Annotated in this window: 20 protein-coding genes and 2 pseudogenes; 3 read left to right on the top strand and 19 right to left on the bottom strand. The window is 37.6% G+C overall.

Going from position 1 to position 15,625, the window contains the following annotated elements; genetic code table 11:
- Positions 1 to 54: 54 nt before the first annotated feature.
- The 4 genes from NT175_05065 to NT175_05050 all read right to left on the bottom strand — a co-directional run bounded on the left by NT175_05065 (position 55) and on the right by NT175_05050 (position 2,810).
- The gene (locus NT175_05065) at positions 55 to 615 is read right to left on the bottom strand and encodes an AraC family transcriptional regulator (protein MCX6234084.1); all 561 of its coding nucleotides are present in this window, start codon (positions 613 to 615) and stop codon (positions 55 to 57) included.
- Positions 616 to 1,115: 500 nt separating this feature from the next.
- Positions 1,116 to 1,415 (bottom strand): chaperone modulator CbpM, encoded by a 300-nt coding sequence (locus NT175_05060; protein MCX6234083.1) that lies wholly within the window; start codon positions 1,413 to 1,415, stop codon positions 1,116 to 1,118.
- A 17-nt stretch (positions 1,416 to 1,432) separates the two neighbouring features.
- Positions 1,433 to 2,320 carry a J domain-containing protein gene (locus tag NT175_05055; GenBank protein ID MCX6234082.1) on the bottom strand — a complete coding sequence of 296 codons (888 nt, stop codon included), beginning with the start codon at positions 2,318 to 2,320 and terminating at the stop codon, positions 1,433 to 1,435.
- Positions 2,321 to 2,450: 130 nt separating this feature from the next.
- Entirely contained in the window at positions 2,451 to 2,810 is a 360-nt protein-coding gene (locus NT175_05050; protein MCX6234081.1) for a hypothetical protein, read from the bottom strand.
- A gap of 302 nt (positions 2,811 to 3,112) precedes the next feature.
- Between NT175_05050 and NT175_05045 the strand changes: the two are divergent.
- From NT175_05045 to NT175_05035, 3 genes and pseudogenes are all read left to right on the top strand, one after another.
- A pseudogene (locus NT175_05045) lies at positions 3,113 to 3,268 on the top strand (lmo0937 family membrane protein).
- A 43-nt stretch (positions 3,269 to 3,311) separates the two neighbouring features.
- Entirely contained in the window at positions 3,312 to 3,524 is a 213-nt protein-coding gene (locus NT175_05040; GenBank protein ID MCX6234080.1) for a hypothetical protein, read from the top strand.
- Positions 3,525 to 3,565: 41 nt separating this feature from the next.
- Positions 3,566 to 5,152, top strand: a complete 1,587-nt coding sequence (locus tag NT175_05035) for a hypothetical protein (GenBank protein ID MCX6234079.1) — start codon at positions 3,566 to 3,568, stop codon at positions 5,150 to 5,152.
- A gap of 68 nt (positions 5,153 to 5,220) precedes the next feature.
- Here NT175_05035 and NT175_05030 read toward each other — a convergent pair whose 3' ends face one another.
- The 15 genes and pseudogenes from NT175_05030 to NT175_04960 form a co-directional block, all read right to left on the bottom strand.
- On the bottom strand, positions 5,221 to 5,784 hold the full coding sequence (locus NT175_05030) for a PAS domain-containing protein (protein ID MCX6234078.1): 564 nt from the start codon (positions 5,782 to 5,784) through the stop codon (positions 5,221 to 5,223).
- Complete coding sequence (locus NT175_05025; GenBank protein MCX6234077.1) at positions 5,781 to 8,711, bottom strand: PAS domain-containing protein; 2,931 nt, start codon at positions 8,709 to 8,711, stop codon at positions 5,781 to 5,783. Before NT175_05025 ends, NT175_05030 begins: the two co-directional genes overlap by 4 nt.
- Positions 8,712 to 9,181: 470 nt before the next feature.
- Positions 9,182 to 9,331: pseudogene (locus NT175_05020) on the bottom strand (alkene reductase).
- 22 nt (positions 9,332 to 9,353) lie between these two features.
- Positions 9,354 to 9,839 (bottom strand): universal stress protein, encoded by a 486-nt coding sequence (locus tag NT175_05015; GenBank protein MCX6234076.1) that lies wholly within the window; start codon positions 9,837 to 9,839, stop codon positions 9,354 to 9,356.
- Between the two features lie 193 nt (positions 9,840 to 10,032).
- Positions 10,033 to 10,392, bottom strand: a complete 360-nt coding sequence (locus tag NT175_05010; protein ID MCX6234075.1) for a hypothetical protein — start codon at positions 10,390 to 10,392, stop codon at positions 10,033 to 10,035.
- Between the two features lie 226 nt (positions 10,393 to 10,618).
- Positions 10,619 to 10,765 carry a hypothetical protein gene (locus tag NT175_05005; protein MCX6234074.1) on the bottom strand — a complete coding sequence of 49 codons (147 nt, stop codon included), beginning with the start codon at positions 10,763 to 10,765 and terminating at the stop codon, positions 10,619 to 10,621.
- 217 nt (positions 10,766 to 10,982) lie between these two features.
- Complete coding sequence (locus NT175_05000; protein ID MCX6234073.1) at positions 10,983 to 11,144, bottom strand: DUF5670 family protein; 162 nt, start codon at positions 11,142 to 11,144, stop codon at positions 10,983 to 10,985.
- 310 nt (positions 11,145 to 11,454) lie between these two features.
- Positions 11,455 to 12,582 carry an AI-2E family transporter gene (locus NT175_04995; protein ID MCX6234072.1) on the bottom strand — a complete coding sequence of 376 codons (1,128 nt, stop codon included), beginning with the start codon at positions 12,580 to 12,582 and terminating at the stop codon, positions 11,455 to 11,457.
- Positions 12,579 to 12,977: a hypothetical protein gene (locus NT175_04990; GenBank protein MCX6234071.1), complete on the bottom strand. Its 399-nt coding sequence runs from the start codon at positions 12,975 to 12,977 to the stop codon at positions 12,579 to 12,581. The genes NT175_04995 and NT175_04990 overlap by 4 nt, the downstream gene beginning before the upstream one ends.
- 6 nt (positions 12,978 to 12,983) lie before the next feature.
- Entirely contained in the window at positions 12,984 to 13,325 is a 342-nt protein-coding gene (locus NT175_04985; protein MCX6234070.1) for a hypothetical protein, read from the bottom strand.
- Between the two features lie 21 nt (positions 13,326 to 13,346).
- The gene (locus tag NT175_04980; protein MCX6234069.1) at positions 13,347 to 13,625 is read right to left on the bottom strand and encodes a YtxH domain-containing protein; all 279 of its coding nucleotides are present in this window, start codon (positions 13,623 to 13,625) and stop codon (positions 13,347 to 13,349) included.
- Positions 13,626 to 13,644: 19 nt separating this feature from the next.
- The gene (locus tag NT175_04975) at positions 13,645 to 13,965 is read right to left on the bottom strand and encodes a hypothetical protein (GenBank protein MCX6234068.1); all 321 of its coding nucleotides are present in this window, start codon (positions 13,963 to 13,965) and stop codon (positions 13,645 to 13,647) included.
- A 27-nt stretch (positions 13,966 to 13,992) separates the two neighbouring features.
- Positions 13,993 to 14,148 (bottom strand): lmo0937 family membrane protein, encoded by a 156-nt coding sequence (locus NT175_04970; GenBank protein ID MCX6234067.1) that lies wholly within the window; start codon positions 14,146 to 14,148, stop codon positions 13,993 to 13,995.
- Between the two features lie 130 nt (positions 14,149 to 14,278).
- Positions 14,279 to 14,617 (bottom strand): cupin domain-containing protein, encoded by a 339-nt coding sequence (locus tag NT175_04965; GenBank protein MCX6234066.1) that lies wholly within the window; start codon positions 14,615 to 14,617, stop codon positions 14,279 to 14,281.
- Between the two features lie 33 nt (positions 14,618 to 14,650).
- A complete protein-coding gene (locus tag NT175_04960) occupies positions 14,651 to 15,187 on the bottom strand; it encodes a hypothetical protein (protein ID MCX6234065.1) in 537 nt (178 codons plus the stop codon).
- Between the last annotated feature and the right edge of the window lie 438 nt (positions 15,188 to 15,625).

Here is a 15,625-nt window from a genome sequence, read left to right as displayed (position 1 = left end):
GTGAAATTTTCCGGCGGATTAACGGACTGGTGGGTAACGGTTAAGTTACATTGTTCACACATTATTAAGTGTGAGGCGTTTCTTGCGCTTGAGTTGCTTGAAGAAGGTAGGCGTTAGCCCCGTCACTTTCTTGAACTGGTTGGATAAATGCGCCACGCTGCTGTAGTTCAGCTTGTAAGAGATTTCGGTAAGATTGAGTTCATCATATATAAGCAATTCTTTTACCCGTTCAATTTTGTGAGCGATAATATAATGTTCAATAGTGATGCCTGTTACTTCTGAAAAAAGGTTGGCGAGGTAGGTGTAGTCATAGTTGAGTTTCTCACAGAGATAATCGGAAAAATTTGTTTTGGGAGGTTCGTCTGCATAATGTATCATCTCAATGATGATAGTTTTTATTTTTTCAATCAGAATGGCTTTTTTGTCATCCATCAACTCAAGCCCTGATTTCAATAATGAGGTTTTCAATTGATCACGCTGTTCAGGAGTAATATTCTCTCTGACATCCACTTCACCTAAATCCACCTTTCGGTAATGCAGCGCAAGTTTATCCAACTCTGACTTCACCACCATTTTGCAGCGAATGCTTACCATATATTTGATGAAGAGCTTCAATTTATTCGTTGCTTATAGGGTAATGTTTTTTTGTCGTAATGTTTTTATTCTATAAGTCAGATGTTCGTACTGTTGTCAAAACAATTGCCTCTTACGTTCAATTGCAGAGGCCCGACCGTGTTGTTAGCCATGCAGGTGGGCATCTGTTTTATTTCATAAAATTAAGAATCTTATATTTAAGATGCCCACACGGACGGGCATATTTTTTTTCAACACGTGCTGGCATTTGCAGTGCACAGCAATAAATTTTGTCCCGGACAGAGCCTTGCCACGAGAAAAGCTTTTCAATAAATGTAGTACAAATATAACATCAAAATCTTTATACTGCAAAAAATACTTCGTCTAAATTAAGAAAAAAATCGTTCACTATTGGTGAACAGGAACGCCATAAAATACGTGGTTTTGGAAATTTATTCCAAGAACTTCAGGACAAGATCGTCTTATCGGGGCAATCAGAGAATACGCTGAATAATTATGCACACTAGCTGACTCAGGTGAGTTTACACTTCTATTTCATAAAGACGAAGCCTGTTTCTGAGCGCAATAATTTCATCCTGCAAAGATTTTATTCGCTGTAATAAATGAGTGATGGTCTCAATACCTTCCAAGTTAATATCCAACTCATAATATAAGCGAACAATTTTCTCTAAATGTTGTAGCTGGCTTGCATCAATAAACCCTGTTTCTTTGATGGTAGTAATTTCTATCAATCCGGTTTGTTGTAATGAACTGATAAATGAAATCTCAATGTTGTGGTTGGCACAGAACTCATTTACAGCTATTAAATATCCTGTTTGCATTGTTTACGTTTAAAAAATTACGATTTAGATAATTCGGTAAATAATATTTTTTGCTTATCCGTTAAATTTGTTGGAATTTTAATGGCATAGGTCACATATAAATCTCCAAAATCCCCTACATTTTTATAAACAGGAAATCCCTTACCTTTTAATTTTATTTTACTTCCATTTTGTGTTTCAGGCTTTACTTTAAGTTTTACTTTTCCGTTTAAGGTATCCATTGTGATTTCACCTCCCAACACAGCTGTGTACAAATCTAAATCTACCGTAGTATATAAATTATTTCCCAAACGTTTAATTTTTGGGTGATTGGCTATTGAAAATGTAATATATAAATCACCGTTCGGGCCACCATTTATTCCCGGGCCTCCATGCCCTGAAATTTTAATTGTTTGTCCATTTTCAATTCCGGCAGGGATAGTAATTCTTATGTTTTTCCCGTTTACCGTTAACGTTTGTTTGTGGGTTTTATATGCATCGATAAGGTCGAGATGTAATTCCGCGTTGTAATCTTCTCCTCTGTATTTCACTTGTCTGCTGCTGCCGGCACCTGCGGATCCAGCAAACATGGATTTAAAAAAATCGGAAAAATCTCCTCCAAAAGATGTTTCTGAATAGCTTGCCCCACGCGAGTTTGATGATTGTTCCTGATAGTGTTTTGCTTTTTCAAATTCTTCCGCATGTTGCCAATCCTCTCCATATTGATCATATTTCTTGCGTTTTTCGGGATCGCTCAATACTTCATTTGCTTCATTGATCTGCTGAAAACTCTTTTTAGCTTCTTTATCATTCGGATTTAAATCGGGGTGATACTTTCTGGCCAATTTCCGATAGGCATTTTTGATGTCCTTTGGCGTTGCCGTTTTATCTATCCCCAATATTTTATAATAGTCTACGAAAATCATGTATTTATTGAATTGTGTTGATCAGGCTTTATAGAGCGGATAATCGGTATATCCTTTGAGTTTCTTAAGTTCCATTGGCACCTCGGGGGCCCACATTGCAGAATTATCGACAAGTGGTACTCATGAATTTTCATTCTCCTTTATACTCTTCCAGATCGTTATGATCATCTCCCCCTAAACTGTAATAGTTATTCTCCTCATCTTCACTTCCAACAATTTCTTGTTTATCATCCAATTCTGAGCCGGGAATATCTAAGTCGCTGCCGGATACATCGTCATTAAAATCTTTTTCGTTACGTGTTCCAACTTTATCATTTTCATTTGATTCTTTAATTTTGGATATATCCTCAGGATTTATGTTCTTCTCTTTTTGGCATTTATTGTAAATATCTTCGCTGGCAGGATATAATGGGTATCCCTGAAGGTTATTTTTCTCTTCGTTGCCTGCCCGCCGGTTAGGCAGGTTCGTATTGTCGCCCTTTTCTTTCATATGCATTAATGAATTTTGAGAGAACAAAGTTGAGCATTTTTAACCGGATAAGTGTTACACAACTTTTGAAAAGAGCTACATCATTCACACATTTTCAGGTAGTTTGCGTCTTTTATGTTTAAGATGCCTATAGTGAGAAGGAACAATCTGCGAGCTACAATGTAGGTAAAGTTGCGCAAAGTGCTGATATAGTCTAATGTGTGAATGATGTAACTCATTTATGGAATTGTGTAACGGTTTTGAAAACAAGTGGTGGCATCTTTGCATTGTTAAAATTTCCAAACAACTTAAAACACGAAATCATGGGAAATCTGCTTTACATCGTTGTCGTAATTCTGATAATAGGTTGAGCAATTGGATTCATAGGTTTTCATGCCGGGGGACTCATTCACGTATTGCTGGTTATTGCATTGATTGCTGTAATACTGCGGATTATCCGTGGGAAAAGCCGGGTGTGACAATAACTGCTTCAGTATTTAATTGTCACTTAAAATTAAATTTATGAAAAAAGTAGGCATCATCATTTTGGTAGTAGGTTTGCTGATTACCGTTTTCACGGGATTCAACTTTGTAACAAAAAAGAAAGTAGTGGACATAGGTAAAGTGGAAATCACCCGGGATAAAATACATGTATTAGCATGGTCACCGTTAATCGGAGTTGCAGTCATGGTGATTGGTGGGGCTGTATTATTCTACAGTGCAAAAAAGAAGTGATTTTACCTGTCAGGTAAAGAAGTGTTTAATGATTTCACATCATGAAAAGGAAATTATTTTTGAAAATTTTACTCGGGATAGTTGCTCTGGCGGTATTGCTGGTATTCTTAATGTTAGTCATTGTTGAGCCCTGGGTTGGGAAAAAAGTTCGGGCAGCATTAAATGAAAACAGCAGAGATTACAAGGTTGAAGTAGACAAGGTTCATGTTTTGATAATGTCATCAGGGATAGAACTGGAAGGTATTACAGTATGCTTAAAGCAGGAGCAGGGAGCCGACCGGGATGTAAACGGGCAAATAGCGTCTATAAGATTCAATGGAATCAAACTCGCGAAAGCCATATTCAAAAAAGATATTTACATCAGTGAAGTAATCATTTCCAATAGTAGTATTATGGGTAAGATTCCATTTTCGGGGGAAGCAATACCGCCAATAGTTTCGCCTTTGAACATCCGGATAGGTAAAATACTTTTTGATAAAATAGACCTGGCGATGGAAAACACTTCATCCGCACTGTCTTATTCGATGAAAGAAGGCGTTTTGAAAATTTACAATTTACAGGTTGAGAAACAGGATACCTTATCCCCTGGCATTGTTAGGCAATTTGATTTCGAGGCCGAAGAACTCCTTTCGGTTTCGTCCGACAGCATGTATTCGTTTACAGCCAGCGGTATAATCTATTCCGCAACTTCAAATACCTTAGCGGTAAACAGCTTTTCTATTCAGCCGAATTACACAGATTATGATTTCACATCACGGTATAAATTTCAAAAGGAACGTATTGAAGCCTGGTTCAGCAACATTTACGTTCACGATTTTTCTGCTGCAGGTTATTTCAGATCCAGGAGCCTGATAAGCTCTTATATCGAAATCGAAAAAATGGATATGAAAGTTTTTCGTGATAATCGAAAAAAATTCTTGCATGTGAACAAGACCGTATTCCAGGATATGATTTACAACTATCCCGGCATTATCCGCATTGATTCAATCGGTCTTATAAGCGGGAATATCACGTACACCGAACATGTTAAGGAGGCAAACGAGCCAGGAAGGATCAGCTTTAATGCGCTCCATGCTAAAATCTACAAAATCACTAACGACACTATTTACAAAACAGAAAACGCTGCTATAGAACTTAATGCTGATGCCTTGTTAATGGGAAAAGGCAAGATGACTGTTTTATTAAAAGGAAGAATATTCGACAGTGATAATACCTTTTCATTGAATGGAACTATTTCGGACATGGAGGCAAGTGAATTGAATCCTATGCTGGAGAAAAATGCTTTTATTTATGCTACATCCGGTAAAATAGATGCGATGCATTTCAGCCTTACGGCAAATAACGCTAAAGCAACCGGCAAAATGACCATGCTTTATCATGGATTGAATATCGCAGTTAAGAATAAGCGGACGGATGATACAACCGCCTTTAGAGAGAGATTTATGTCATTTATTGCCAATATAAAAGTGTTGGATTCAAATCCGCTTCCGGATGAAGATGTAAGAGAGGGAATTATAGATTATGAAAGAGATCCCGAAAGATCCTTTTTTAATTATTGCTTCAAATCTATTCTGTCAGGAATTAAATCCAGCCTTGCTAAAAGCCCGAAGAAGCGTAGGAATTCGTAACAGACACTATCTATTTGATGTGCTGATTTATTTGGACTCCTCTTTCTTGGAATGTTCAATGGTAGTATTTAAGGATTGCTCTGCTTTTTGAAGCCTGAAATATCAACTACCGACAAAAGGCATTTCCGGTCATCGCCTGTAACTATGCCTTCCATATAAACAAAGCACAAAGGATTATTGTCATAACCAAGCATCACTTCGCACGATTCTTTAGCATTACTGGCATAAATTTTTCTGAAAAAATTGTTAAATACAGGCTTCGAATCTTCGGAAACGAATAGCTTAAAGTTGCTGTTTATCAAACTAACGCGTTTATCGCCAAGCATTTCGGCGCCAGTGAAGTTCAGATCGCAGATACTGCCATCGGAATCGAGTGTAAAATAGCCCATTGGGGCTAAATCGTACAACATGGTGTATTTTTTAAGGGCTGTTTCTGCCGTTTCATATGCCTGGCGCAACTCTTCGTTCTGCATTTCTAATTCTATCTGGTGCACCTGCAGTTCGTGCAGGAGCTTTTTCACGTCAGTTTCCATAACCGACTTGTCTATTTTTTTTTGCTTCTCTTTCAGTTGTTCTTCAGCTTTCATGCGCAGCATTTGTGCATCTGTAAAATCCATTTCTTCGTTACTCATGGCTTTGTTATTTTTTTAGTGATAATAATCATTCCTGCTGGCATTTTCAGGTTGTTGAGCAGTACATTTACGGACCATTCAACAACTGGCATATAACCTCCGGCTTCAATTACCTGCATTTTGAATTTGCCATCAAGCATTTTGTTCAGCAGCCTATTCATATCTTTTTCAGTCTTTTTTCGCACCGGTTCAGGAATAAACATCTGAATATAATTTTGGTTTACTGCATCCTCATGTTTTTTGCCGAAAAATTTTTCGGCTTCGGGATTAAACTCCAGTATTTTCCAGTCGGTTGATAATTTAATTATTACATCTGAGGATGAATTTAAGAGCAAACGATGCATCTGCCCTGTTTCATGTAATTTTACTTCCACCTGCCTGAGATCGGAGATGTCGATAAAAGTGATGACCAGGCCGTCTATTTTGTCGTCGAAGGTGCGGTAGGGCATAATGCGAATGGAAAACCATCGCTCGTCTTTGGCAGGAATTTGTTTTTGTATAAATACTAGTGTCCTTAATACTTCAAGGGCATCGGCAGCCAATTCGGGGTATATAAGGTCGGAAACCTGGTCGGTAAAAGGCCTTCCTATGTCGCTTTTTATGAGTTTAAAAATTTTGGTCGCCTGAATGGTATAGCGACGGATATTCAATTCTTTGTCGAGAAATAAAGTAGCAATATCGGTGCTGTTGAGCAGGTTTTTCATATCATTGTTCACCCGCGTAAAATCATCTATCTTCGACTGCAATTCAACGTTCACCGTTTGAAGTTCTTCATTCAGGCTTTGCATTTCTTCTTTGGAACTCGTGAGTTCTTCATTGGTAGATTGCAGTTCTTCATTGGTAGATTGTAATTCCTCGTTTGTAGATTTCTGTTCTTCCTGCGAAGTCTGCATTTCTTCGAGAGTGTTCTGCATTTCTTCACGTGTATGCTGCAGCTCTTTCTCCAACTCCGATTGCCTGATACTGCTTAAAGTCTTTTTTCTTTTTTCTACCTTCAGTTTGATGTCAGTAATCTCCGGCACATCAGTAAAAATTATCATTACCGAGCCGTTTAAAGGCTCCGGTTTATCAATCCATTTAATGTTAATATTTAAGGTTTGTGTATCCCCGTTTGTACCTACTTTGATATTGCTCAAAATCACAGATTCTTTTTTCAATACAGCTTTGCGGAACGCAATTGAAAATTCGTCGCGCAAACCTTCGCGTAACATTGCAAAAATATTCATGTTTGCTTTACCAACCGCCGGCTCCAGATATTTTCCTGTACGTCCGCTGATGTAAATGATGTCGCCATTTTCGTTCACCAAAACACCGGCAGATGAAAAATGCTGCAACAGCAGTTGATCGGCAAGCGTTTGAATATTCAGGGTTGATTTGGCAGGTATTTGTTCTTCAATATTGGTCGGTTTGGTCCGGGAAAATGAAGCGGGGAAATCGAATAATTCAGGTATCAGGGTAGTAACGGAGCGTTTGAAAATTTTCAATTTGGCATCCACAGGTGTAAAAAGATGACTCTGCGTTCTAAGTGTTTCGGAGCTGCCCAGCAGCATAATTCCTTCGGGGTTAATACTATAGTAAAACATCCCGAGCAATTTTTTTTGCAACTCAGTATCCATGTAAATAAGCAGATTGCGGCACGAAAGGATATCGATCTTGGTAAAAGGCGGATGCATGGTAATGTTGTGTTGTGCAAACACAACCTTTTCCCTTATTTCATCATTGACGCGATAGCCGTCATCTGTTTTATTAAAAAAGCGGTTCAGGCGATTTGGTGATACATCGGCAGCAATATTTGCAGGAAATATGCCTTTTCTGGCTATCACAATAGCGTCATTGTCGAGATCGGTAGCAAATATCTGTAACGAAAAGCCTCCGCGCGGATTGACTTTTTCAAGCGCTTCTTTGAACACTATGGCTAACGAATATGCCTCTTCTCCGGTAGAACACCCTGGTATCCATGCCCGCAATATTGAACCGGCTTTCAGGTTAGCAATAATAGTTGGAATAACCGTCTCTTTCAACTTTTCCCATACGATAGGATCGCGAAAAAAATTAGTTACGCCAATCATCAATTCTTTAAAAAGAATATCCAATTCATTTGGATTTTCCTGCAAAAAACGGACGTATGAAGATATCTTATCAATTTTGTGGACGGCCATGCGCCTTTCGATGCGGCGATACACCGTATTTTTTTTATAAAGCGAAAAGTCGTTGCCGGTATAGGCCCGCAGTAGAATAATTATTTTTTCGAGAGAGCTTTTGTCTTTAATCTCTAGCTCCAGATTTGCTTTGATGGCAGGAAAAAGTTTAAGAAAATCAATGAGCCTTGCAGGCAACTCGTTGGCGGGAGCCATAATATCGACCACCACGGAATCGATGGCATTGCGGGGCATGCTGTCGAATTTTGCCGTAGCAGGGTCCTGTACCATCACTATCCCGTTTTTTTCTTTTATGGCACGGAGTCCTATACTGCCGTCGGAGCCCATACCCGAAAGAATGAGACCGATACTTCTTTCCTGCCGGTCGTCGGCAAGCGAGCGAAAGAAAGAATCAATCGGAAGGCGCAGTCCTCTTGCTTCTATTGGTTCAAACAGGTGAAGTATCCCCTTTAATATGGACATGCTCGTGTTTGGCGGAATTACATACACACAGTTTGGCTTTACAGGCATACGGTCTTTTACCTGAAAAACCTTCATTTTGGAATTTCGCTGAAGCAACTCCGGCAACATGCCTTTCTGTGTAGGATCCAGATGTTGGATAACAACATATGCCATTCCACTGTTTTCAGGCACATTACCCAGAAATTGCTCCAACGCTTCCAGTCCGCCAGCCGATGCGCCGATACCGACTATTGGGAACTGGCTGTTATCTAAATCAGAAGTTTTTTCTTTTGAAGATACTGTCGATTTCAGTTTCTTGGGTTTCACTCGTAATTATTTTAAATAATTTACTGACCCGTAAAACATCCATGATATATCTTTTTGTGATTGAGGTATCATGGATGTTTCATGAGCGGTGTTTTTTATTGTCTGTAAATATCGGAATTACGTAATATCCGATTACATGTCAATACAAAATAAATGAAAAAATATCATAATTCTAAACAACTTGTTTTACCCGCATTTGAAAATTGTTTTTTGAAATCTTCAAAGGAGCTAAATGTTTTAGCATTGGTATTAATCGGACACTAGTGATACATGGTTTTTTTTATGGCACATTTTTCAGTCTGACCAAATCAAATGCATCCAATTTGAAAACAAAACGTATCCTGGCAATGAATGATCTGGTGATTGATACAATATTGTCAGAAACCAGCAAAGATACATATATTTCAAAAAGTTTCCAAATCCCTGCTTTTAAGCCTGCTTCATAGACAAACGGTGAATTATTGCATGAACCCGGCCCCTGACCGTTGTTTATAATCTGCCATCAGTTCATTGGGCACATTTCCAATTGCCCTGCACCTTGTCATAGGTGACATAACAACACGATTTTTCACTTCTACGATTCCAACCTTTTCAGGAGTGAATAATTTGAATTCTTTCATATTTTTATTTATTAATCCTAAATTAGTTGTGTCTTTTAGTTGGAATGATGAAAAGCGGTATAGAAGTGTGACTTAAAACTTTTTCCGTTACACTTCCCATGACTATTTTTTCTAACCATTTCCTGCTGTGAGAGCCCATGACAATAACATCTACATGCAAGTCTTTTGCAGTCTTTAATATGGATTCAGCCAAATCACCTTCTTCTACTAAAGTTTGAATGGATTTATCACCAAGGTGGTGTCTCGATTTGTCAAGAAAATGTAAGGATGCCCTTTTCAAAGCATCAACACTATTCAATTGCAATGGACCTGTTTCCATGAAACCATTAAATCCCATTATCGGAGAATATTCTGCTGAGGAATAATACACCGGATCTGATATTACATGTAGCAATATAACTTCAGCCCCCATAGTTTTAGCTAATGAAAACCCTAGTTCTGCTACTTTTTGTGCGGTTGGATCATAATCCAGCGCAATCAATACTTTTGTCATTTTATTTGTTTTCATGTTCGTTGTATGTTTTATCTGAGAATGAGGTTACTATTTGTATGAGAACAAAGAGTCAAGAACCAAGTCCCAGAAGACTAAATTCAGAGAACTTATTTTGATCCTTAATTCGTATTAGTAATAATTTTTTTAGACAGCCTCTTTTTGTATAACCCTTTAGTGTCATAATATACCAATGGTACTTATGTGCTTTTCATTCTCCTTTACACTCTTCCAGATCGTTATGATCATCTCCCCCTAAACTGTAATAGTTATTCTCTTCATCTTCACTTCCAACAATTTCTTGTTTATCATCTAATTCTGAGCCGGGAATATCTAAGTCGCTGCCCGATACATCGTCATTAAAATCTTTTTCGTTGCATGTTCCAACTTTATTATTTTCATTTGATTCTTTTTTTTTGGATATATCCTCAGGATTTATATTTTGCTCTTTTTGGTATTTATTGTAAATATCTTCACTGGCAGGATATAAAGGGTATCCCTGAAGGTTATTTTCCTCTTCGTCGCCTGCCCGCCGGTTGGGCAGGTAAGTATTGTCGCCCTTTTCTTTCATATGCATTAATAAATTTTGAGAGAACAAAGTTGCGAATCTTTAACCGGATAAGTGTTACACAACTTTTGAAAAGAGTTACATTATTCACACATTTAAAAGGAACGCCGGACGAGCTGGTTCATGCAAATCATGATAAAAACCACTGCATCGTTCAGTGTGTAACGATTTTTAATTTAAAAGATAATTATTGTCTGCTTTATTTTTTAAAAAGGATCCGAGAGATCATTTACATGGAATGCTGTCTGTTTATTTCTTCGATGGTAAGGTCATCGCTGACAGGGTTTTCATTAGAGCCGTTTCCTGCTTTTTGATATATTTCAACCGATAATCCATATATATCTCTAAAATTTTCTTTCAAATCCGATATGGTCATGGATGGTTGAATTTCAATTGTCCCTTCCTTGTGGATGGCTCTGCATTCCTGCAATGTTTTACTGCTATGCCTGACCAGTTTTGTTGATGGAGCAGCTCAGGGTTTACTGGGTTTAGCAAAGAAGACAATTTTCAGACCAGGAAACATGTTGCTAAATTCTTCCTGAATTGCGAAAATTTTCCTGTTGTTATTAATGACAATTTTCATTTAAAGACAATTACCACCAATTTCGGCGACTGTTAAGAAGATCGAGGATGATCAGAATAATACCAATAACAATTAGCGCATGAAGAACTGGTGTGGATATATGAAACGCTAAAAATCCAAGCAACCAAAGGACAATAAGTATTAGCCCAATGATCAATAACAATCTTGCCATGGCTTTAAATTTACAATGTGAATACTCTTTTTATTTACTACTAATGAAATATTAAGGATCAAAGGTATGATCAACCTCAAAAAAAAATGTTACACAACTTTAGAAATAAGTTACATCATTCACACATTTTCGAATGGTTTGTGCCTCTTATGCATAATTTGCCGGATAGGGAAGATGTTAGTATTTAAGACTTTTTAAATTAATTGTGTTTTCTAGTTGGAATGATAAAAAGCGGTATAGAAGTGTGACCTAAAACTTTTTCCGTAACACTTCCCATGACTATTTTTTCCGAACATTTACTTCTATGCTTCTATTTTAATCCCTTACATGTAGCTTTATTTTTAAACCGTCTCAGGCGGATCGGTTTAATTTTTAATAAATGGGGCATGGTGTCGCCTAATAAAAATCCCCAGGGTTTTAAGGGTTCGATATGGTCGAAAATGAGTTTTATAATGGCAAGGAGCGGCAAGGAAAGAAACATACCGGGTATGCCCCATAACGCATTCCCGGCAAGTACCACTATTATAGAGAAAAGCGCATTGATTTTTACTTTTGAGGCAACTATTTTGGGAACGATGTAGTTATTGTCTATTAGTTGGATGAAATAATAGCTTATCAGAACGTAAAGGGCGTACCAGGCTGTCGATTTGGTGGCCAAGGCAATCATCATGGGCAATGCTACTGCCACCAGTCCTCCGATGTATGGAATGACGTTGAGCATTGCACCAATAATCCCGAGCAGGATAGCGTAATCGATTCCAAGTATCAAAAGAGCAACGGAATTGAGTGTTCCCACCATGACAGCTTCGATAACCAGTCCTACCAGATAGCGTTGAATAACCGTTTTGGTCTGGGTAACTATTTCGCTCACATGACTTTGATTACTTTTGCCAAAAACCCTGCGAATAAACTCAAGTAAGAGGGGTTGGTAAAACAATATCATAAAGACGTAAACGGGAACTAAAAACAATATCACTAACCCATTACCGACATTGATGAGTGTTTTCCCGATTGCAGCGCTGCTGGTATTGATGATTTCACCTTTGGTTTTTGTAATCCATTCATTGATTTCTTGTGGGTCAATATCGAAATAACCGGAAGCCCAGGCGATGGCTTGGTTGAGCATCCCGGTAAATTTATCGACCAGCATTGGCCATGATTCGCTAAACCGGCGTGCCTGCGCAAATAAAAAACCACCAAACGCGGCAATGACTAAAAAGGTAAGGATTAAAGTAATCACAATAGCTACTACCCTGTTTATTCTTAGCCGTACAAAAAAATTTACGACCGGATGGAGTAGGATGGCAATAATGAGTGCGAAAATGAGAGGAACAATAATGCCCCGGGCGATATACAACACCGTTAACAAGGCAAATAAGCCGATGAAAAGAAAAATTGCCTTTGCGTAAAATGGTAATTTTATTTCTTTAATTATCACGGCTTTTTAGAATTCATTTCTTTTTTGTGGTGAATATTTTGAATGATAAACGTACCGAATGATTTAATAGCATCAGGGTGTTTAGCAACAACCTTTGTAACACCAAACTGTAGAAGAAAGCCGATAAGCTTTCTAAACATGTTGTCTGATGCACCTATAAATATTTTTTTTGAGAGATACCCGGCAGCTAAACCCGTGGCAGCGCCTAAAATGTTATCGATCAAATATGGCGATGAAGCTATATCTTTCAAAGTGCCCTTGAGTAGGTTAATAGGCTTAAAACGCTCGTAAGTAAGGTAGAATTGTTCTTTCAATAGCTGCCCTTTAATAGCTTGATCAACTTCTAATAATTGAATTGCATTTTTAAGCCCGGCAGTGGTAGATATGTTTTGCATGTGATTTTATTTAAGCACCTGTTTAATGATATAATTGCAGAGAAGCTTTTTAAGCCATTTATGCATAAAAAAATGTAAAACAATCGCTATAATACCATAAAAAGCACCTACCACAAAGAATCCGAAACAGGTTTTGCCAAGGATTTCGCCAAGCCAAAAAGCTAATCCCAAATTGAGGAAAAGAATGAATGACGCAATTAAGACAAGGACAACAGTATGAGGTATGAATGAAGAAACAACATCCGATGTTTTGTCCAGGGCTTTAAGTTTTACTAACTCATAGCTTGCTTTGCCGTAGTCGGCAGCTTTTTCCAGCAATGATTCAATCAATTTCGAATTATCTTCCATGGGTTCGGTTTTGATAACAGTTCAACCCTTGGCAGTTTTCACGTCCTTTTTTACTTCATCTGATTTGGCCTGTTCTTGTTCAGCGAAATCGTAAACTTCTTCTTTTACCTGTTCAAATTTTTCGGAGATACTGTCAAGAAATTCATTGAATTTTTCTTTTAATGCCTCCGCATAGTCCTCTCCCTTTTTTGATATTTTTTTTCGGGTTTCCGAACCTTTATCTGGGGCAAATAATATCCCTAACAATGCACCGACAGCAACGCCAGCCAAGACGCCTAATAATACTTTTCCTGAGCTCATGATTTTTGTTTTAAATTGTTTACAGCAAAATAATCAGCAGCAATATGATAATAATTATTGCACCCGCTGAAAGATACACGCCACCACCTATTCTTTTAAGCTGGTGTTTGATTGAACGTACTTCTTTTCGTAAATTTTTCTTCTCTGACGGCTTTAAGTTTGACTTATCCATCGCCTTAATTTCGTCTAACCTTAGCAGTAAGGTTTTAGCTTCTGCTGATTCTGCTGGTTTTGAAGTAACTGGAGAAGAAGATGCAGCAGTAGTTGCAGCAATTGATAAAATCGGGCAAAATGTTAATGACAAAAATGTTACCATTAAACAAAGAGCAATCTTTTTCATGTTGTTTGATTTTTAAAATTATTTGATTTAATTTGATCTCCTACCTTGAATAATCCTAAGTATTACTGCAATAATTGCAATAACAAGAAGAATGTGTATGATGCCGCCGGCATCGTACCTAATATAACCAATTGCCCATGCGACAACCAAGATTACGGCTATGACATAAAGTAAATTTCGCATGACTGTAAGTTTATTTAAGTTTGTGAGTAAATTATTACATTAACAAAGGTATCTCCCTCTATTCCGGGAACCGTTACATAATTTCGGAAATAAATTATATCATTCACACATTTGCCTATCGGCAGACAGGTTATTCGTAACCGCTTTTGATTACGGTCTGAATCATTTTAAAGCGTCCGTTTGCTTTTATGAGATTGGATTTATGAGCAGGTATAATAATGGACTGACCTGTTTCAAGTAACATGGAAGTTCCGTCAATTACGAGCTCAGCTTTACCTTCAATGATTTGGGCGAAGGTGTCAAAGGGAGTGGTTTTTTCTGTTAACCCTTCGCCACTGTCAAATGACATTACGCTGATATTTCCTGTTGATTTTTTTAGAATCGTTTTGCAGACGACCGAATTAGGAACATACTCAATTATTTCTACTATGATGTGCGCTTTTGATTTTTCAAGTTCTGTCTTATCCATTTTGCTTGATTATTGATTCTCATTTTATTGAAATTAATGAATTGCTAGACCAATAGTTGAAACACCGCTTGAGAGGTCAAGGAATACTCCAAACCGCTTATTTATGTGGTATTCTGTTCCTATATGTATATCGAGAAATAATGGATTTGCTTTATGGTAGTAATTTTTATTACCATTATAGTCATTATCCCAATTTGAATTTACTATTGCAAATCCTAATGAACCTGCCAGATAAAAATCCCAATTGGAATTAGCTCTGAGTAATTGATCAAAATAGTAAGTGCCTTTAACACCTATCGGAATAACTGTTTCACGATAGTGGTCGTTTCTGTATGTATAAAACGTGACAAAAGGAGCTAATGTAAAATTCCTTGCCACATCAAATTCATAGTTTATATGAAAAACAGGCAATGAATGCCCTGTATATCCGTAATATCCTGAATACCCCCCAATGCCCAAACCTAAGTTAAAGGTCTTTCCATATTTTTCAGTAGAAGTTGCATTTTGAGCAGAGATATTTAAACTTAGTATCGATAGGAAGAACAGCAAAGCAATGATTGCTTTTTTCATGATTTTTAGTTTTAAGTTGTGAATAAATTTTCACAGAACAAAGGTGGGTCATTTAATTCCGGAAAGCGTTACACAATTCCAGAAAAGAATTACATCATTCACACATTCGGGCTATCTGGTAAACAGGAGCGGGGATTGAATCGACCAGGAAATATCTTTTCCTTCATTGGGTTGATCTACCAAGGTTTGATTCAGCTGTTCAATAATTGGGGGCTGCAAGCCAACAGTACGACAAATACCCTATACTCATTATTTTTTGTAACCCAAACTAATGGTTTTGCCGTTGATACCGATGAAACTGTCGTTAAAACAACCAACGGAGTGAAAAATTGGATTTCTAAAACTTCCGGCTCATTTGAATTGTAATCCTCATCGGATATATTCGGAATATCATGATGAGACTCCAGATAGATGACAAGCTAAAAAGGGATTCCATCC

The sequence above is a fragment of the Bacteroidota bacterium genome (genome assembly GCA_026391695.1).
Classification (GTDB): domain Bacteria; phylum Bacteroidota; class Bacteroidia; order Bacteroidales; family JAGONC01; genus JAPLDP01.
This window is presented reverse-complemented; position numbering and strand designations above follow the sequence as displayed.